The 18,266-nt window shown below is 41.1% G+C and carries 18 protein-coding genes; 15 read left to right on the plus strand and 3 right to left on the minus strand.

From position 1 onward, the window contains the following. Window positions 1-534: 534 nt before the first annotated feature. The 7 genes from ATB78_RS20885 (at window position 535) to ATB78_RS20915 (ending at window position 12,168) form a co-directional block, all read left to right on the plus strand. Window positions 535-2,151, plus strand: a complete 1,617-nt coding sequence (locus ATB78_RS20885; RefSeq protein ID WP_061010286.1) for a hypothetical protein — start codon at window positions 535-537, stop codon at window positions 2,149-2,151. A 345-nt stretch (window positions 2,152-2,496) separates the two neighbouring features. Continuing rightward, window positions 2,497-4,542: a class I SAM-dependent DNA methyltransferase gene (locus ATB78_RS20890; RefSeq protein ID WP_061010288.1), complete on the plus strand. Its 2,046-nt coding sequence runs from the start codon at window positions 2,497-2,499 to the stop codon at window positions 4,540-4,542. Beyond that, entirely contained in the window at window positions 4,542-5,879 is a 1,338-nt protein-coding gene (locus tag ATB78_RS20895; protein WP_061010291.1) for a restriction endonuclease subunit S, read from the plus strand. The genes ATB78_RS20890 and ATB78_RS20895 overlap by 1 nt, the downstream gene beginning before the upstream one ends. After that, window positions 5,879-7,006 carry an FRG domain-containing protein gene (locus ATB78_RS20900; RefSeq protein ID WP_061010294.1) on the plus strand — a complete coding sequence of 376 codons (1,128 nt, stop codon included), beginning with the start codon at window positions 5,879-5,881 and terminating at the stop codon, window positions 7,004-7,006. The genes ATB78_RS20895 and ATB78_RS20900 overlap by 1 nt, the downstream gene beginning before the upstream one ends. Before the next feature lie 5 nt (window positions 7,007-7,011). Continuing rightward, a complete protein-coding gene (locus ATB78_RS20905; protein WP_061010393.1) occupies window positions 7,012-10,227 on the plus strand; it encodes a DEAD/DEAH box helicase family protein in 3,216 nt (1,071 codons plus the stop codon). A 404-nt stretch (window positions 10,228-10,631) separates the two neighbouring features. Beyond that, a complete protein-coding gene (locus ATB78_RS30160; RefSeq protein WP_061010296.1) occupies window positions 10,632-11,723 on the plus strand; it encodes a hypothetical protein in 1,092 nt (363 codons plus the stop codon). Beyond that, window positions 11,707-12,168, plus strand: coding sequence for a hypothetical protein (locus ATB78_RS20915; RefSeq protein WP_061010297.1), 462 nt, complete (start codon window positions 11,707-11,709; stop codon window positions 12,166-12,168). Before ATB78_RS30160 ends, ATB78_RS20915 begins: the two co-directional genes overlap by 17 nt. Before the next feature lie 183 nt (window positions 12,169-12,351). On the opposite strand, the gene ATB78_RS20920 is transcribed toward ATB78_RS20915, so the two are convergent. From ATB78_RS20920 to ATB78_RS28645, 3 genes are all read right to left on the minus strand, one after another. Continuing rightward, window positions 12,352-12,579, minus strand: coding sequence for a hypothetical protein (locus tag ATB78_RS20920; protein WP_341276346.1), 228 nt, complete (start codon window positions 12,577-12,579; stop codon window positions 12,352-12,354). A gap of 41 nt (window positions 12,580-12,620) precedes the next feature. Continuing rightward, on the minus strand, window positions 12,621-13,214 hold the full coding sequence (locus ATB78_RS20925; protein ID WP_023623339.1) for a DUF2913 family protein: 594 nt from the start codon (window positions 13,212-13,214) through the stop codon (window positions 12,621-12,623). Window positions 13,215-13,317: 103 nt separating this feature from the next. After that, window positions 13,318-13,479 (minus strand): Hok/Gef family protein, encoded by a 162-nt coding sequence (locus ATB78_RS28645; RefSeq protein WP_081096639.1) that lies wholly within the window; start codon window positions 13,477-13,479, stop codon window positions 13,318-13,320. Between the two features lie 827 nt (window positions 13,480-14,306). On the opposite strand from ATB78_RS28645, the gene ATB78_RS20930 reads away from it, so the two are divergent. The 8 genes from ATB78_RS20930 to ATB78_RS20965 all read left to right on the plus strand — a co-directional run bounded on the left by ATB78_RS20930 (window position 14,307) and on the right by ATB78_RS20965 (window position 18,230). Next, on the plus strand, window positions 14,307-14,540 hold the full coding sequence (locus tag ATB78_RS20930; RefSeq protein ID WP_045500663.1) for a hypothetical protein: 234 nt from the start codon (window positions 14,307-14,309) through the stop codon (window positions 14,538-14,540). Further along, window positions 14,533-14,829: a hypothetical protein gene (locus ATB78_RS20935; protein WP_045402174.1), complete on the plus strand. Its 297-nt coding sequence runs from the start codon at window positions 14,533-14,535 to the stop codon at window positions 14,827-14,829. Before ATB78_RS20930 ends, ATB78_RS20935 begins: the two co-directional genes overlap by 8 nt. Before the next feature lie 158 nt (window positions 14,830-14,987). Further along, window positions 14,988-15,326: a hypothetical protein gene (locus ATB78_RS20940; RefSeq protein WP_061010301.1), complete on the plus strand. Its 339-nt coding sequence runs from the start codon at window positions 14,988-14,990 to the stop codon at window positions 15,324-15,326. A gap of 160 nt (window positions 15,327-15,486) precedes the next feature. Beyond that, entirely contained in the window at window positions 15,487-15,918 is a 432-nt protein-coding gene (locus ATB78_RS20945) for an antirestriction protein (RefSeq protein WP_061010303.1), read from the plus strand. A 75-nt stretch (window positions 15,919-15,993) separates the two neighbouring features. Then, window positions 15,994-16,218 carry a hypothetical protein gene (locus tag ATB78_RS20950; RefSeq protein WP_208990576.1) on the plus strand — a complete coding sequence of 75 codons (225 nt, stop codon included), beginning with the start codon at window positions 15,994-15,996 and terminating at the stop codon, window positions 16,216-16,218. A gap of 109 nt (window positions 16,219-16,327) precedes the next feature. Then, entirely contained in the window at window positions 16,328-17,221 is an 894-nt protein-coding gene (locus ATB78_RS20955; RefSeq protein ID WP_061010306.1) for a zincin-like metallopeptidase domain-containing protein, read from the plus strand. A gap of 97 nt (window positions 17,222-17,318) precedes the next feature. Further along, window positions 17,319-17,657: a hypothetical protein gene (locus ATB78_RS20960; protein ID WP_061010308.1), complete on the plus strand. Its 339-nt coding sequence runs from the start codon at window positions 17,319-17,321 to the stop codon at window positions 17,655-17,657. A gap of 159 nt (window positions 17,658-17,816) precedes the next feature. Beyond that, on the plus strand, window positions 17,817-18,230 hold the full coding sequence (locus ATB78_RS20965; protein ID WP_061010309.1) for an antirestriction protein: 414 nt from the start codon (window positions 17,817-17,819) through the stop codon (window positions 18,228-18,230). Window positions 18,231-18,266 lie beyond the last annotated feature (36 nt).

Genomic DNA, 18,266 nt, shown 5'->3' on the forward strand with positions numbered 1-18,266 from the left:
ACACACCTTTGCCCCAAACCTTCTCAGACCTAACTAGCCTATCAAACTATCAGTACTGCAATAGACCAAATTAATCTAATCTGTACTTTGGGTACTTACACCGAAGCTTTCTGTCGTTCTCTTCGATAATCCATGTCAATTCAAATAACAGATATGTACGTGGTGTTTCATAACAAATTCCCAAAAACATGTTCCAGTATCTTGTAAATCAGGCAGTATTTTATCGTTATAAATAAAAATAAAAACTCCTACAAAACCAAACTTTAAAGATCGTTCATTTTTTGAGACAAGCCTCTGAAAATGAAGCCTTGCAAAACGTCAGTTTTCGTAACAAGACCACAAGAAGAGTGATGTCATGTGAAAAATCTGGCAATTTAGTGTGCAATCTAATTAAAACGTTTTTTTAGTACTTAAGCCTTTAGTCAAAGGCTCTCAATTTATTTCCTTTTAATTCTGATGCCAAAGTAATAAGTGACTCATTAGTATCGCTTGAAAATTTTCGTAAATGTTCAATCAAAAATTAAAGGCGTATAAATGATTACATCAGTCCAACCTAGCCAACATCTAAATACTAGTGATAAACCAGTTGAAGAGCCAAAACGAAAAAGTGGACAAGTGGCAAGTAACCACGAAGCGTATCAAAGAAATATGAAAGTAATACTGAATACTCTAGAAGGAAATGGGGTCTCGTTAAGAAACAATTATCTCACACCTAATCGATTCCCAGTTAGTAAGCATGAATTAAAAGGGCTAGAAGACATAACAACTCTCCATCAAGATTCTGTTTTTACTGATCTCTACAGTAAAGAGGAAACTCTAATGGATAAAGGAAGGTTTTTAGCGCTTGCTAAAGATATAACAGACTCTAAAGGTGTAAAGACTACCGACTTTGAGTTGACAAAGGTCACAGCAGGTAACCTCAAGACAATACCTCTTGAGGGACAAGACTATACGAAAGGTGCCCCTTTTTTCCTAAGCTGTAAAACGAAACATTGTGATTTCCCTGGTGCTGTGGGAGGAAATTATCCTACTGCTGAATATCTATCCAATCAAGGTACTTCTGTAAAGGTATTCAATAGCTCTGATGATTATGTTGGTCACTACAATCTTTGGCAACAAGATAATGGTGATTTTTGTATCGGTACCATTGCCATGATTGATAATCATGGTATAAGCAAATACAGTCCGAAAGACCTCAAGCATTTAGTTTTGGCTCAAGCCATTTCGCTGCTAGACAGTAATAAGCAAGCAAAAAGTGTTTCGATTGGTATGGGTGGGCACAACCTTAAAAACATGTTTCCCGCAAAGTTTGAAAAAAATACTGAAGGTTTTGTAGCATTAGGTCAATTGAGACATGCTGACTTGAATTCAGTAAGCCAGAATACGGTTGCTCAGCTAGAAAAAATTACTGGTTATAAAGTGAGCAAGGATAGCCCTGTTATTACTGAACAGGATAAAATTGGCATGAGGCCAGATCAACGAAAAGACTTTAAAAACACCTTAATCGTTGTCGATAGAAATAACTTAGAACAACAAAAGAAAATACTGAATAACTACCAACAAACGAAGAACCAGCCTTCTTCAGACACAAGAATTAAGGACAAAAATAGCGTATCCCCAAAATTGCAACGGACGGAGGCGTTTCAAAGCAAAGAGAGTCGACTAGCATTTATTGAGACATTGCTAAAAAATAACCCCATACAAGGGTGTAGCTTAGTTTCGGTAAATGGGATGCATGCATTACTTCGAGTTGAGAATCCCTCTAATCTGGAACAAACAAAACAAACGCTTCAAGATCTAACAAAAAGAGTTGATGGACTAAAAGTAGAAAACGGGTTCAGAGATAATGAGTTAAGAGTCAAGATTCCATATATTACTGACCTTGTTTCACAAAAATCAGTAAGAACCACAAATTGGACATCAGATATACAAAAGAATATCCGCCGTAACATTGTCGATAACTTTATCTCTAAGAACCAAGTAAGTGGGTGTGAGACACTATCAGTAAACGGTGCAGATGTTCTACTCCGAGTTAGCGAAGAGAAAAAAGTTGCTGTAATGAACATATTCAGTGATTTAGGTAACAGTATGGGCATTACAGTCAAAGAAAGCCCTAAGAATAATCAGTTGAGAGTTGCTGTGAAAATCTAATAGTGTTTTTTGCAACAACTTAAGATATGAATGAGACGGCTAAATAACCGTCTCATTTTATTGAAGCCACCAAAGTGAATGAGTTCGAGTTGGTGTTAAGTAAACATCCATGATGTAGCGAAAGAAAGTGTCCTGTGCTATCGCTGAATCACGGCAAACATAACTTTGCCCCATTATTGTTCAGTGCAAAAGCTCTAATCCTTCATTTTTAAAATACCAATCGTTACTTAAAGTGCATGTTTATTCATCAATTGTAAGGTGGCAAAACTAAATAATACTAACTGAATTAGTTTTCTTCATCCTGTATAATCAGCGCAATTTTTCATATTCAATGTGCTGATTATAATGACTAACAAGAATTTCTCTTCAACAGCAGCGTTTTTATGGTCGGTGGCTGACCTTCTACGTGGTGATTTCAAGCAATCTCAATACGGACGTATCATTCTCCCTTTCACTCTACTAAGACGCTTAGAGTGTGTGCTTGAAGCAACAAAACCAGACGTTCTCGCAAAATACGAAGCAGTAAAGGCAATGCCAATTGAGGCACAAGAGAAGCTACTGACACATACATCGAAGTTCAGTTTTTACAACACATCACAAATGGATTTAAGTCGATTAGGTGAAAGAGGTGTGGCGAGTAACTTGGAGAACTACATTCAGTCGTTTAGTCCAAATGCTCGCGAGATTTTCGAACATTTCGATTTCTTCAATACTATCGAAAAACTAGAAGAGGCGGATCTACTTTATAGAGTAGCGAAACGCTTTATTTCAACCGATATTGACTTACATCCAGATGTTCTTAACAACTATGAAATGGGGCTAGTTTTTGAGGAGCTAATTCGAAAATTTGCTGAGGCTGATAATGCAACAGCTGGTGAACACTTTACTCCTCGAGATATTGTCGAACTTACGACTTCTCTATTGTTCACTAATGAAACAGAGTTAAGTAGTTCTGGGCTAGTTCGCTCTATCTACGATCCAACGGCAGGGACGGGTGGTTTCCTATCATCAGGTATGGAATATGTGCTTAAACTTAATGACAAAGCATCCTTGTCTGCTTTTGGTCAGGAATTAAACCCTGAGTCATACGCAATCTGTAAAGCGGATATGCTTATCAAAGGTCAAAAGGTCGATAATATAAAGTTAGGTAATACTTTATCAAATGACCAACTTCGCACAGACAAGTTTGACTATATGCTGTCAAATCCTCCGTTCGGTGTAGATTGGAAAAAAATACAGAAGTTTATTCATGATGAGCATAATGAAAAAGGCTTTGAAGGTCGTTTTGGCGCTGGTCTACCAAGAGTTTCTGATGGTTCATTATTGTTCTTAATGCACCTAGTAAGCAAAATGCGCCCTGTAAGTGAAGGTGGTTCCCGTATCGGTATTATCTTGAATGGTTCGCCACTTTTTACAGGTGGTGCAGGTAGCGGTGAAAGTGAAATTAGACGCTACATTCTGGAGAATGATCTACTTGAAGCGATTGTGGCCTTGCCGACCGATATGTTCTACAACACTGGCATTGCAACCTATGTGTGGGTTTTATCTTCTCACAAGCCAGTTAAACGCAAAGGTAAGGTTCAACTTATCAATGCCTCAAAAGAGCGTGCTAAAATAGGCGATCGTGGTCGTAGTGGTGGCGGTGAAGTTGAAGGAAATGATGAGCACATATTCTATGCAGCAATGAAAAAATCATTAGGTAGCAAACGCAAGGAGCTTACATCTGAAGCGATTGATACTATTGTTAAAACCTACGGTCGCTTTGCTGAAACCGAGTTTAGTAAAATATTTGATTATAAAGAATTTGGTTACCGAAGAATCACTGTTGAGCGTCCTTTAAAACTAGCAATTTACCCGAAAGATACACAGCGCCTTGATGCCCTGAAAGCGGATAAAGCATGGGGTAGGTTAGATGAATCAGTTCAAAATGAAATTTTAAAGACCTTAGCTTCATTCACTGAAAATAAGCTGTTATCTCGCGACACTTTTCTAGAAAGCTTCATAGCTAAAGGAAGCAATGTAAAGTTAACTGCAGCTCAACAGAAATTGATTGTGAAGCATCTTGGTGAGCATGATGATGAAGCAGAAGTATGCAAGATAAGAGGTAAAGTAGAAGCGAATCCGGATTTGCGAGATAACGAAAACGTACCTTTAACCGAAACTGTTGACGAATACTTTGATCGAGAAGTTCTACCACATGTTCCTGATGCTTGGATTGACCTAAACAAGACCGATGAGCTCGACGGTAAAGTTGGTGTGGTGGGTTATGAGATTGCATTTAACCGTCATTTTTATGTTTATGAGCCGCCACGGTCACTAGAAGCGATTGATCAAGATTTAGATGATGTATCCATTGAAATTAGGAAGTTACTTGGCGAGGTGCATTCATAATGGCAGGTCGTTATAAAGCGTATCCAGAAACTAAAGAATCTGGTACTAAGTTTTTGGATGCTCTTCCAACACATTGGAATATCAGTAAAGTTAGATTTATCGCAACATTTGGTAGAGGTTTAGCAATTACAAAAGCCAACCTTCAAGATACAGGGGTTCCGTGTGTTAGCTATGGTGAAGTTCATTCTAAGTATGGCTTCGAGGTTGACCCTAAGAATCATCCCCTCAAATGTGTAAGTGAAGAGTATTTAACGTCTTCACCATATGCCCTACTGTCTAAAGGGGATTTTATTTTTGCCGATACTTCTGAAGACATAGACGGTTCTGGTAACTTTACTCAACTTATCAGTGATGAGGCGTTGTTCGCCGGATATCACACCGTTATAGTTAGACCAGAACCAAGCAACCATTACCGATTTATTGCTTACCTCTTTGATTCTTCAGAGTTTAGAGCTCAAGTTCGAGACACAGTTAAGGGTGTCAAGGTTTTTAGCATAACTCAAGCTATCTTGAAAAATGCTAGTGTATGGCTTCCTCCTATCGAAGAACAACAAAAAATCGCTAATTTCCTCGACCACGAAATAGCCAAAATTAATAACTTAATTGCCAAGCAAGAAAAGCTTATCCGACTGTTAAAGGAAAAGCGCCAAGTGACGATTTCTCATGCTGTAACTAAAGGGATTAATCCAAATGCACCGATGAGAGATTCGGGTGTAGAATGGATCGGTGATGTGCCAGAACATTGGGATGTAAAAAAATTCAAGTACATATTTAAAATCCGCAAACGTATCGCTGGCGGAACTGGCTATGATGTCCTTTCTATTACTCAAAAGGGAATAAAAGTAAAGGATATCACTAGTGGTGAAGGCCAGCTCTCTTTAGATTATTCAAAGTATCAGTTGGTCTATGTAGGTGATTTTGCAATGAACCACATGGATTTACTGACAGGTTTTGTTGACATATCTAAGCATGAAGGAGTTACTAGCCCTGATTATCGAGTGTTCACTCTTGAGCATAAAAGTTCTGAACCTAATTATTATCTAAGGCTTTTGCAAATGGGTTACCATGACAAACTATTCTACCCATTGGGGCAAGGGGCTGCACACCTTGGTCGCTGGAGGCTACCAACGGAAGCCTTCAATGAGTTTCTAGCCCCTTGTCCTCCTTATAATGAACAAAAAGAGATCTCTTGTTTTATAAACAATACTCACGACAGAATTGATGCTTTGTTAGAAAAAGCCGAAGATGCGGTCATGCTAATGAAAGAGAAGAAATTAGCTCTTATATCAGCAGCAGTAACTGGTAGGATTGATCTTCGTGATTGGAGCCAAAAGTAATGGAAAATAACATAACTGATGGTCTGGCAGGCTTTATCGAGAAAATTTCAAAAATACCAAGAGAAAAAGATCATACTTTGTTTTTTAGAGGACATGCAAACGAAAGTTTTACGGCTTTACCTGCTGTATTTAGATCAATTCCTAAAAGTGAACCAGTTGAAAAGTATATAGATAAAGAGTCTAGGCTATATCATAACATGATCATGCAGTGTCCTGATGAGTTTAAAGACTTAAACTCTACCTTTGATCATTTAGTAAAGATGCAGCACTATAGCTTACCAACAAGACTGTTGGATATTACGACTAATCCATTGGTTGCTTTATATTTTGCATGTTCAGGTTTTATTGATGAAGGAATTGATGGAGAGGTGCTTGTTTATCAAATACCTAATAATGACATTAAGTTCTACAATAGTGACACTGTTTCGGTAATAAGTAACTTGGCTCAAATCAATAGTGATGTTGACTTAACTACTGATGATGGGATTGGAAAGTTAATTCATGTTATAAAAAACGAGAAGCCTTATTTTCTTGATAAGATAGATAAAAGTGACTTAACACGTGTGGTTTGTGTTCAACCTAAGCAAGATAACAAAAGGATTATAAGGCAAAGTGGTGCGTTTCTTTTATTTGCTATGGGTGATGAGTTCAAGAAAAATACGTCAGCAAAAATCCCAGCTGAGTTTTTGTTAAAGGAATTTAATATCTCTATTTTAAACAAAGATAAAGAGGGACTTCTGGCTTCTCTTGAGCATATAGCCATATCTGAAGCCACGCTTTTCCCAGAAATAGACAATGTGGCTAAATATTTAAAGAATCCTACCAGAGCTCATGTTCAATCCGAGCAAGATGGTTTTATTGAAAATAATGTTAAGTACATCGAAGATGTAGTTGATGAATTGCTCCAACATGAAGAGCTGATTGAAGCTATTAAAAATAATTCAAAGAGTAGTATTTTACAGAGTGATATTCTTGAAGGGAAATTAACTACTGTCGTAATCGAGCTAATGAGTGCGTATGATGAGCAAGGGACAATACTATTGTCTAATCCCAAGCTATTTAAAACTCTTGTTGAGCATTGTTACGAACTAATCAAATATTCGGCGGTTGAAGCTGCTATGGCGTAATGATTATGACAGAGATTTCTAAAGAAAAAGTATTTCAAAATGACATCCTCGCCCAAATGCAGTCTAATGGTTGGTTGCTGGGTGAGTCGAACAAGTACAACAAAGAGTTGGCACTTTACCCTGAAGATGTGATCGCTTTTGCCAAAGCAACACAGCCTGATCAATGGGATAAACTAGCACTGCACTTTCCAGATACAGAGCGTAACCCAAACGCAACAGCTAACGCTTTGCTCAAGTCATTAGAGCAAGAGCTTAAAAACGAAGGCACACTTTGGGTATTACGAAATAAACTCAATAATCGTGGGGCGAAGTTTGACCTTTGCAGCTTTAAACCTGATCACGACCTAAACCCAACGGCAACCGCACGTTATGGGCAAAACATCTTGCGTGTTGTTCCTGAGCTGGTTTACTCTCCAAATGGTTATGATGGGCGTTTAGATTTGACCCTCTTCGTCAACGGTATCCCTGTTGCGACTTGTGAGCTAAAGTCTGAGTTTAAGCAGTCGATTGATAACGCCAAAGTCCAATATATGAAGGACAGGCAGCCAAAAGATCCAAAAACTCGTAAATCAGAACCATTATTGACCTTTAAACGTGGCGCATTGGTTCACTTTGCTGTGAGCCAATACAATGTTGCAATGACCACTCGTTTAGCTGGTAAGAAGACATTCTTCTTACCCTTTGACCAAGGTACGGCTGACGGTGGTCAAGGTAATGATGTGCCTGAAGACGGAAGCTATGCGACCTCTTACCTCTGGAATGAGATTTTCCAAAAAGATAATTTGCTACTGATCTTAAGCCGATACATTCACCTCGAAGTAAAAGATGAAGAGCAGTTAGACGGTTCAATCAAAGTCAAAGAGACGATGATTTTCCCTCGTTATCACCAATGGGCGGTTGTTTCTAAACTGCTTAAAACAGTGGATAGCGAAGGCACTGGTCATAAATACCTAATTCAGCACAGTGCAGGTTCTGGTAAATCAAACTCAATTGCGTGGCTGTCTCACCAACTCGCATCAAAACACTACTATACCGACCACCCTGAACTAGAAAAACAAGCAGGGGATAAGGTTTTTGATTCCGTCATCGTCATCACTGACCGAACGGTGCTTGATAGTCAGTTGCAAGATACGATTTATCAGTTTGACCATAATGAAGGAATGATTGCTCGTGTTAATCGAGAAGAGGCTCAAGGCTCTAAATCTAGCCAATTAGCAGGAGAGCTAAAAGCAAGCACCTCTATCATTATCGTAACGATTCAAACGTTCCCTCACGTTTTAGAAGCGATCCGCAAAGACTCAACTCTTGCAGGTCGAAGCTATGCGGTTATTGCCGATGAAGCGCACTCTAGCCAAACAGGAACAACCGCTCGTAAATTACGTGAAGTATTAATGGCAGAGCAGCTAGACGATAACGAAGAGCTAGACAGTGAAGATATGCTGCGCTTGTCGCTCGAAGCTCGTAAAGGCTCAAATAAACTCAGTTACTTTGCGTTTACTGCAACACCAAAAGCAAAAACACTAGAATTGTTTGGTCGCAGACCAAGCCTTGATGAACCAGCAAGTGATACAAACAAACCGTTGCCGTTTCACGTTTATTCAATGCGCCAAGCAATTGAAGAAGGGTTTATCCTAGATGTTCTGCAAAACTACACCAGTTATCGAGTGGCTTACCAACTAGCCCACGAAAATCCAGATTTAGATCAAGAAGTAGATAGTAAAAAAGCTGCTTCAAAAATGGCGAAATGGGTTCGCTTACACCCTTACAATATTGCTCAGAAAGTAGAAACCATCATTGAGCATTTCAACGAAAAAGTGAAACACTTGCTAGGTGGTGAAGCAAAAGCAATGGTTGTAACCAGTAGCCGTTTAGAAGCGGTGCGTTACAAACTGGCGTTTGAAAAATACGTTCAATCTAAAGGCTACGATAATGTTAATGCAATGGTGGCGTTTTCTGGTGAAGTGAATGATCCAGACTTACCCGATCAGCCATTCACTGAAACCAATATGAATCCAAATCTTCGTGGTCGTGATATGCGTAAAGCATTTGATACTACTGATTATCAGGTGATGTTGGTTGCGAACAAGTTCCAGACAGGATTTGACCAGCCTAAGCTAGTCGCTATGTATGTCGATAAGCCATTAAAAGGCGTGGAATGTATTCAGACCCTATCAAGACTAAATCGGACGTGTAAAGGCAAAGACAAGACCTTTGTGCTCGACTTTGTGAATGACCCAGAAGAGATCTTGGCAGAGTTTAAGGTTTACTTCCAAACGGCTGAACTGGCTGGCGTATCAGATCCAAACATCGTCTATGAACTGATGAAAAAGCTCGATAAGGTCGGGATTTACCAATGGCGAGAGGTGGAAGCGTTTGTTGATACTTACAATGACAAACAAGCTAATCAAGCCAAACTAGCCAATTTGTGTAAACCAGCCGTTGACCGTTTCTCAGTTCGTTATAAAGAAGCCACTCAGGTGCTTCAATCGGCACAGGCTGAATTATCCAAAGCGAAGATTGAAAAGAACGACAAGAAGATTAAGTTTGCTGAAAACAGCGTCAAACACGCTAAAGAAGCAAGAGATATTCTGGAAGTATTCAAGAAGGATTTAATTTCATTCTATCGCTACTATGAGTTTACTTCTCAGATCGTTAATTTTGATGATTTTGAGCTAGAAAAGCTCAGTATCTTCGCTAAACACCTTCATCCACTATTGCGCTTAGATATCGTGGAAGACGATATCGATCTATCTGATGTGGTAATGACCCATTACCGTTTGCACGAGCAGCGTGAAGCAGATTTGCAACTAGGTAATAAAATTGGTGAAGAGCCTAAACCTTACCTACCAGCGGCAAAAGAAGGTTCTGGTGCTGCCCCTAAAGATCCAAAAACTGAGTTGCTGAACGAGATCATCGAACGCATGAATGACCTGTTTATCGAAGATGGGTTATCAGAAAACGATATGCTCAATTACGCTAACACAATTGCAGGTAAAATCTCAGAAAATGAATTGGTAATGGATCAGCTTCGCAGCAACACTAAAGAACAAGCGATGTTAGGGCAATTCCCAGAGTCAATCAGCAATGCCGTGATTGAAAGTATGGATGTTCATAACGAAATGGCGATGAAGCTGCTATCTAATGAGTCTGTTGCAAAAGGCTTCGCTGGGTTGATGTTTGATGTGCTGATGAAGGGGTTGGGTAAGTCAGCAGAGAGATAATCGCTTATTTTCGAAGGCTGGTATTGTTCTGGCCTTTATTCATTTTTAATCAATATATATTCAGTTTTTTTTGGCAGAAAGAAAATTAGAAGAAGGTAATGTAGAGCTTTGCTCTAACCAATAACTGTCCAAAGAACCTTTATATTTTGAACAAGCAAGTTCGAGTTCAACCAGTTTGCAAGGTCTGCTTATTTAGGTGATTTTTAGTGTCAAAGTGAGCGTTTTGATAGTCATGTTGACGGTTTGATTATTGGCCAATTATGAAGACGAGAAAGTCACGGTATGATGCTGTTTATTTTGATTCACTTTGTTGGACACAGACAATGACTTCTCAAAAAACACCGCCTAAAGGCCGTAATTATCCCTTCCCGTCGAGGCATAGTATGATGTGGGAGACGTGCCATGTGACGTTTGATCAAGCAGTTGAAATGTTTTTCGACCAAACGGCAATGCAGCAACATCTCGGGCATGATCCACTTATCTACAACCGTGTTTATAAAAAGGTCACTTATCCAACCATTCAAGATGCACAGAGAGCTCACACTGAGCAATCACTCGCGTTTTACCAGAAGAAAGAACAAGAGCAGCTTGCTCTCGAAGCTCGTGGGATAAAAGCGTTTAAGAATATGAATGATGCAATACGTGGACGCCTAAACCCAACAGAAGACGGAGTTGCCAATCCGCTTGAACGCCCTTTAAAACCAATGGGAGAAGTCTCTTCTATGGGAGTGTTAGAAAAGTTGCTCTCTCCTCAGCAAGGCGCTTCTTCTTCTGCCATATCATCGAACGCCCCAACCGTTGATCCTAAGAATATGTACTGGCCACCTTATAATTTTACAGCTAAAGATGGCGAAAAACAGATAGAAGTAATTTATCGAAGCAACACTGCAAAAATTGCAGTATTTACACCTGAAGAATGGAAAAAGCTATTTGAACAGTGGGATCTTTATGGTGATGTGAAAACGGTTAAAGACACGGCTACAGGGCTATATGATGCAAGGCAAACCGCGAAGAATTTAGGTGGTTTAGGCGTTACGGCTATTGTGAAAAATATAGATGGTGTCGAATATCTATTTTTGAATAACTACGATAAATTCGAGCAAACTATTTTGCATGGTGGCATATTTAGAGCCGATAATGCCCAAGTGGTTAAGATGGGGTTAGGTGCGCTTGATTCAGTGAAAGGTATGACTCGATATGTAAAAGCGAATGCATTAGTTGATTTTTTGGTTGGCTCTGGCATTAATGGTTTGAAGTATCTGTTGACGGACGACTACTCCTTGAAGCAGCTAGGTGTAGATGAGGCTAAACTGCTTGTAAACGTGGTTGCTGTAGCGGGAGTATCTCTTTTGGCTGGTGCTTTTATTGCGGTTCCAACCGTTACAGCAGCCTTAACAATTTTGGCTTTGGCTAGCTTTACAGTATGGGCAGTAGACAAAGCTACAGATTTTCAAAAAAAATTGATAGAAGCAGTAATCGATGAATTTGATGATTGATAAACTTAAAATAATAACAATCGTAATACTTGGTGGGGGGGTGGGTTTTATTTCACTATGGTGTTATTGGGTGTTCTATATCGAGCAACTAATTCGACCATCTTCTGAAATTACAGGCGACCCTTTATACATCATTTCGGCTCTTTTTGGGATGAGCTTGTCTGTCTTTGGTCTTATGGCGGTCCAGCCTTTTATTCATATCAAGCTGTGGGTGAAAGCACGTAGAGTAGCTTTACTCAAAGATTTAATGTCTCCTAAAGATATAATAAGAATCATCGTTATTACGGCGATTATAGGTGGGGGCTTCTCTTTCGTATCTAACATCATCTTGCTTCATAAAGTCATTCCAGATAATGGCTACGAGCTCTGTCCAAAAAAGGTAGGCTATAAAAAGAACTTGCTCCGAGACTACGTACTGGATGTGAGTCAATGTGAGAAGTTTTAGATTGACAGTGAATATCATTCCTTCATACAGCAATGGAGGAATGAGCTCGTGAAAAATGCGGTTGTATCTACAATGACGCGCTTAATAAGAATGTTGGTACAGCATTTGCCGAAAGTGGGTAAAGTCTAAGCGAGATGCTATCCAGTAGGTGCTAAGACTATGATAAAAAATAAGCTATTGGCGCTATTCTTCTGAGGAAGTGTCGTTCCAGCCGTCACTTTCGTTATAGCGTGCTAAGGTTTTTTCCATTAGGTCTTTGATTTCAATGTGGTGAGTATTGTCAGGAGAATGGTGAAGCGCAGAGCGCTTTGCTCCCCCTAGGGTTTTCATGAAGATGCTCTCTTCATCAATTTTCCTTTCTTTTACATTGAAGTACGTGATGTGATAACTCGGCATAAAATCGATATCCATTAATTGGTCTGTACTTAACAATACAACATTTCGTCGCTGTATTACACGTGATGGTGAACCGGGTGCACGAGAATATGCGCTTGATGCGTCTCGATGTTCCACTCTTTCATTTCTGCAAGGAACAGGCCGTGATTATTGATGGAGTCGATGAGCTCTGGCGCGCGCTCTAATTGGATTAATAATGATAGTGGGGTAACTTGCTTGTGCTCTTGATCAAAGCCGTGTTCGATTTGTTCTTCAAGCATATAGATTATGCCAGGCTCCGCTTCGCTACCTTCTTCAAACAATCGTGACTCGATCCCTTCTGCGTCATATAAATGAACCAGTAAGTTATACAGCTTTTCAGCGCCAACAAGTTTCGTTCGATTTGCTTGTGAGTTCAGTTCATGTAATCGCATCTCTAAGTTTCCCCCTTGTTTTCTCGCTACGCTGAGCATCAGTTTGATGTCTTTTTTGATATTCGATAAGGACTTGTCGTTGAGCTTTGGTTTGAGGTATTTGATCAGAATGTCATTGCGTGTCGCGACTGGCACAAAGCGGGTGGATACGGATACCCGACACAGTAAATGAAGCAGGGCGTGGGTAATGACGTTGTGAAGGTTGTGGTAGTAGTCAAAGTCTCGTTTGATTTGCATAGCCAAGGTAACGTTGTGGATTAGTTTTTAGAATATGGGTGCTCGTTGGCCTGTCTCGTTACAATACTGAATCAGGAAGAGGGTTGCCCCTCTTCCTGTCCAGCTACTTCATACGTGTTTCGTAGACAACGAAGCGTGCCAGAAAGTCTGTGCTGCCTCCTTTATACCGAACCTCGCAAAGCGAGTCTCGGACTATCAGTAGTCCACACAGTATTGTGATGCAAATGACCACTAAGCCCATCAGGGCGGTTTTACTTTTTGGCATTTTTCATTGCCTCCACTCGATGAAGAGGCTAGTATTTGTATTGCAAAGTACATGTACATCGCCTCGTTTGAATTTATAGTTCATTCGGGGCTTTGTTCTTTCTACCACTTGCAAATATGCTCAAGTGAAATGCTCATGGCAGAAACACCAAGAGCACCCAACGCCATTCTAAAGCTTTTCAGCGCCCCTCTCTATCCTTTTGTTTGTCTATTACTATTTTGACGCTGCTTGTGTTTGGCGGTTATCAATGCGGTTGTGCTCTGCGCTGGTCTTTATCTGTATCAACAAAGTATCTTTGGGAGTGAGGCGCAAGTAACGTCATGTCGTCACATTGTTAATAACGGAACAGTGATTAATAAAGCCTCAAAAAGTGAGGGGAGCGACATATCTCACGATTGCTTTGTAAATGATATGCAATAGCATTGCTACTTGGTGCGATGGGCGTTAGTGTATTTAACGAAGGCAAGTTACTTCACTCCGATTTGCCTTATACATCTGACGAGTATTTGTTTATAGCACTACTCAACACTCCAACGTGTAAAATCGACAAGTCAATTTTGTTACTGCCACCGCTCTCACGGTGGCTTTTTTTTATTACTATCAAGAGAGGTTTAAAAGTGGCTTGGTAGCCCGTTTAAAGCTTTCTATTTTCCTTTCTATCGTTTTACTTCTCGACGCTTTCTCAAAGCCGTTCAAGCCGCCGCGAAGGACTCTAAATGTGATTGGTTCGTAAATTATTTATACGGATTACTTGTGTTGTGTCAATATGCTTTACTGATTTGTGTTTAATGGTAAAGTATTTTTACTTACGGTGATGGAGGTATCCTTTGAGCTTTATACCCGATTATAAGTTGTCAGAGCTGAGCAAAATGGCCGGCTTTAATACCGTTGATGAATTAGCGATGTACGCATGTACTACCCGGCAGAACCTCGATAACTGGAACAAAACCGAATCCAAACAAGGCTTTCTGAGAGTCGTCATCATGGGCGCTAAAGTCATGAAAGCCCAAGATATCAAACGCCAAGCCAATGCGCGAGCAGAGAGGGAACAGCATGTCTAAACCCTTGCTCGATGATGCCCTTTTAAAGCTGATTGATGCCAAGCTACTTCTAAACGGCCACGTTACCAGTAAAGACATTTATCGTCACCTGGGCTTAGGTCGGCAAAAGGTGAGCAGGGTGTTTCAAGACTATTTAGCGGCGAACCCTGGTTCGATGGTGTACGTGCCAGCCAAGAAAAAATACATGGCAACCGACGATTTCAAGCCGTGCTTTCTGGGAGAGGTTAAAGCGGGTGAGTTTGTTGACGCCTTAATCACGGTTTTCGGCACATTCACCGACGATGAATAAAGAGGGCGATGACGACTGAGCCTAAAAGGCGATATGGCATAGGGGCGGTCATATTATCATTGAGCATGGCCAGTTACTTAAGAGCCGTCCCGTTCCTGATGGCGCTCGCAAGCTTATTGACAACGGAATATATGAAACCTTAACGACGAGGAAGAGACATGAAGCGTATCGAAGCAATCATAACGGATGAATGGATGTTTGATGATGGTCAAGAGACCCAAGAATGTATCGCGTCATTTCAAAGCGTGGTGTACGCCTCTTACCAAGACTACATGGCGGATTTGCTCGTGCTTAGCCAAAATGATGATTTTAAGTTCGCTTTACCGCATGAAACGGACAGTCATTTTCCGCGACGCACGGCAGAAGAGCGGCAGGACATCATCATCAAAAAAGTTCATGCACGACGACGCTATCAAGAGCACATTGAAAACGGAGGCTCCGAGGAAGAGACCAGCAGCGCTCTTTCTGATTTTCTCCTCAAAAAAGCCCATCATTAAATTGACGGGCTTTTTTATACTCCGATATACTGGGGGCGCAACGCATCAGACGTTGTAAATCTTGGCTAAGGCAACCATTCATAATCGAGTGGTGCCAGAGCCCAAGATTATGATTGATGGCCTCGCTTGTCTTCAATCCATCAATTCAAAGGTGATCGTCATGATTACTGCCGCAATGATCCCCAAGCACGAACGTTTAACGTTTTATCCATCCACGACAAAGCAATTTCGTTTTTTGAAAAGAACGATCCACCGCTTCTCTGAACTATACCTAAAGGGGTATTACAGGAAGGGGGGAAGGTATTGGCAATTTCTGACACTAAGTAACGGTGGTCGGTTCGCCTATCCGGTTATGGAGGCGCCCGTCATTTTCTACGATCCGAATCACGATACCTGGCATGCGTTTTCTCAAGAAGCGGCAGGCATTTGTATTTGGTTGGTGACATTACGAACCTGTGCAACGGTGGCGCTTGAACGAGACCATTTTGTCGAAATGGACAATTTCAGCCATTATCATTCGCGACTTATGGAATACGCGAACGAGCACGTAGAGTGGGATAATATTGCTCACTTTATCACATCCATTCATTAGCGCTCAGCGCGTTGTACTCACCACAGGAGAAGGCCTGTGGGGGCTTCTCTTGTTTTATTTTAAAGGAGACGCCTGATGCTAGAGCTGGGTACGAGCTTCCAAAAATCAAGCGCTATGCGCTTAGAAGAAGTGCACATCAAAACCATCAACGCCGGTGATACGGTGATCCACAATGAAAATCTAAAGACGGTTGGTCAGAGTGACATCCAATACTGCTCCTTTATGGGGCTGTTACTTTTTGGAGACGCTTACCACTTAGGTCACAAGCCTGTCATCAAGGTGACATTCTTATGTGACTAAGTGACTCCCTTCTGTAGCGGAGCTCCTCCGCAGGCAACGCCAGTTCGACTGGCCGTTGCCAGCCGAATAAGCAAATTGTTATCAATTTACTCATTCAAGGAGTAGCGACATGGCTACAAACCCAATGAAAAACGATTTTTACCAAGACATCACCAATCAAGTTATCGAGGCGCTAGAGCAAGGGGTTAAACCTTGGTCATGCCCTTGGGATGTGACCCACGCATCAGGCATTCCATGTAACTATCAGAGTCAAACCGAATATAAAGGGTTGAATATCATGTTACTTTGGATGAGTGCGCAGCTTAATCGCTTTTCATCCAACAAATGGCTGACGTTCAAGCAGTCGAAAGCGCTTGGCGGCCAGGTTAGAAAGGGTGAAAAAGGGACCGCGATTTTCTTTTTCAAAATCGTGGAGAAGAAAAACCGGCACGAAGATGATAATGACGAGCAAGATACCTACGCGATGTTACGAACCTTTAAGGTTTTTAACGTTGATCAAATTGATGGTATTGAAGACGATGAAGTGGCCATGGCGCGCCCTGAACGTGATGAGATAGCATTGATTGATGAAGCTGAGCGCTTCATTCAGCAGACGGGGGTATCTATTCGTTATGGTGGACAGAAAGCGTTTTATCGTCCATCTACGGATGACGTTGTCATCCCTGATCGTGAAAGGTTCGCTTCGACAGCCGATCTCTATGCCACCATTATGCATGAGTTGACGCATTGGACGGGACATCAATCTCGTTTAGATCGTGACAGCAAAGGGCGGTTTGGTAGCAAGGATTACGCTTTTGAAGAGTTAATCGCTGAACTCGGGGCCGCTTTTACCATGGCGGATTTGGGGATAGTTGGTGACGTTCAACACGAATCTTATATCGCAAACTGGTTGGAGGCGTTGAAAAACGACAAGCGTTATGTTTTTAAAGCCGCCGCTCAAGCCAGTAAAGCGCATCAATACCTCATGTCGCTGAACGAAATGAAGATTTATAAAGCGGCATAGCGAAAGTGCCCGATCATGTTATTGCATGATCGGGCTTTTTTTTGTTCAATCTGGATCGGTTAATCTATGCGTTTGGATGCATTTAAATGGAGGCGCAATGAAAAAAATAGAAGCGATTAAAACTGGGCTGTTTTTTTACGATGACGGGGAGTCAAACCGGTCTCTAAGAGAGAACTTTGAAAGCCAAGTTTACTGCTCATTCGATGACATGATGTTCGACCTCTATTTGTTGAGCAAAAATGAGGACTTCAAGTTTGCCTTGGCACATGAAACCGAAAGCCATTTCCCTCGACGCACACCCGAAGAGCGTCAAGCACTGCTCGTGAAAAAGGTTCATGCCCAGCGTCGCTATCAAGACCACCTAGAAAAAGGAGGGACAGAGCTTCAATTGAGTGGCATGTTAGCCGATTTTGATAAGAAAAAAGCCCGTCATTGATTGACGAGCTTTTTCACACTTCGTTATACTAGCAGCACAACGCATCAGACGTTGTAAATCTTGGCCAGTGCTACCATTCATAATCGAGTGGTGCCAGAGCCCAAGATTATGATTGATAGCCTCGCTTGTTGTCAATCCATCAATTCAAAGGTGATCGTCATGATTACTGCATCAATTGTTCCCACTCTGGAACGCCCTAATTTTTATCCATCAATGACCTCAAACTACCTCACGGTTGAGCAAGCTGTGTATCATTTTTCTGATCAGTTTTTACCGGATTATTCTGGTGGTTACTGGGAGTTTGTGACGTTAAGCAATGGCGGGAAGTTTGCTTATCCAGAAATGGGGGAGCCTGTCGCTGTCAATAATGATTACAACTGTGCGTCGGCATCGCTTTCTAAGGAAGCTGCCGGTATTTGTATCTGGATAATCATGCTGGGCAACTGCGCCATGTCTGCTTATCAAAAGGGCAACAAAGCGGAGCTGGATAACCTCAGTGAGCATCAAGTTTTGCTCATGGATTACGCCAGAGAACACGCTGAGTGGGAGAACATTGCTCGCGTGATTAACTAATGGTTTAAGCCATTGAAGCGTTAAGCGCTTTTTACC

The organism is Vibrio sp. CUB2, from assembly GCF_001557945.1.
Classification (GTDB): domain Bacteria; phylum Pseudomonadota; class Gammaproteobacteria; order Enterobacterales; family Vibrionaceae; genus Vibrio; species Vibrio owensii.

Excerpts from the sequence above, each read along its gene's own strand:
- ATB78_RS20920 (WP_341276346.1), bottom strand. The coding sequence starts at position 12,579 with ATGGATATCGATTTTATGCCGAGTTATCACATCACGTACTTCAATGTA.
- ATB78_RS28645 (WP_081096639.1), bottom strand. The coding sequence starts at position 13,479 with ATGCCAAAAAGTAAAACCGCCCTGATGGGCTTAGTGGTCATTTGCATC.
- ATB78_RS20885 (WP_061010286.1), top strand. The coding sequence starts at position 535 with ATGATTACATCAGTCCAACCTAGCCAACATCTAAATACTAGTGATAAA.
- ATB78_RS20935 (WP_045402174.1), top strand. The coding sequence starts at position 14,533 with ATGTCTAAACCCTTGCTCGATGATGCCCTTTTAAAGCTGATTGATGCC.
- ATB78_RS20960 (WP_061010308.1), top strand. The coding sequence starts at position 17,319 with ATGAAAAAAATAGAAGCGATTAAAACTGGGCTGTTTTTTTACGATGAC.
- ATB78_RS20950 (WP_208990576.1), top strand. The coding sequence starts at position 15,994 with ATGCTAGAGCTGGGTACGAGCTTCCAAAAATCAAGCGCTATGCGCTTA.
- ATB78_RS20965 (WP_061010309.1), top strand. The coding sequence starts at position 17,817 with ATGATTACTGCATCAATTGTTCCCACTCTGGAACGCCCTAATTTTTAT.
- ATB78_RS20915 (WP_061010297.1), top strand. The coding sequence starts at position 11,707 with ATGAATTTGATGATTGATAAACTTAAAATAATAACAATCGTAATACTT.
- ATB78_RS20945 (WP_061010303.1), top strand. The coding sequence starts at position 15,487 with ATGATTACTGCCGCAATGATCCCCAAGCACGAACGTTTAACGTTTTAT.
- ATB78_RS20955 (WP_061010306.1), top strand. The coding sequence starts at position 16,328 with ATGGCTACAAACCCAATGAAAAACGATTTTTACCAAGACATCACCAAT.
- ATB78_RS20900 (WP_061010294.1), top strand. The coding sequence starts at position 5,879 with ATGGAAAATAACATAACTGATGGTCTGGCAGGCTTTATCGAGAAAATT.
- ATB78_RS20925 (WP_023623339.1), bottom strand. The coding sequence starts at position 13,214 with ATGCAAATCAAACGAGACTTTGACTACTACCACAACCTTCACAACGTC.
- ATB78_RS20905 (WP_061010393.1), top strand. The coding sequence starts at position 7,012 with ATGACAGAGATTTCTAAAGAAAAAGTATTTCAAAATGACATCCTCGCC.
- ATB78_RS20895 (WP_061010291.1), top strand. The coding sequence starts at position 4,542 with ATGGCAGGTCGTTATAAAGCGTATCCAGAAACTAAAGAATCTGGTACT.
- ATB78_RS20940 (WP_061010301.1), top strand. The coding sequence starts at position 14,988 with ATGAAGCGTATCGAAGCAATCATAACGGATGAATGGATGTTTGATGAT.
- ATB78_RS20890 (WP_061010288.1), top strand. The coding sequence starts at position 2,497 with ATGACTAACAAGAATTTCTCTTCAACAGCAGCGTTTTTATGGTCGGTG.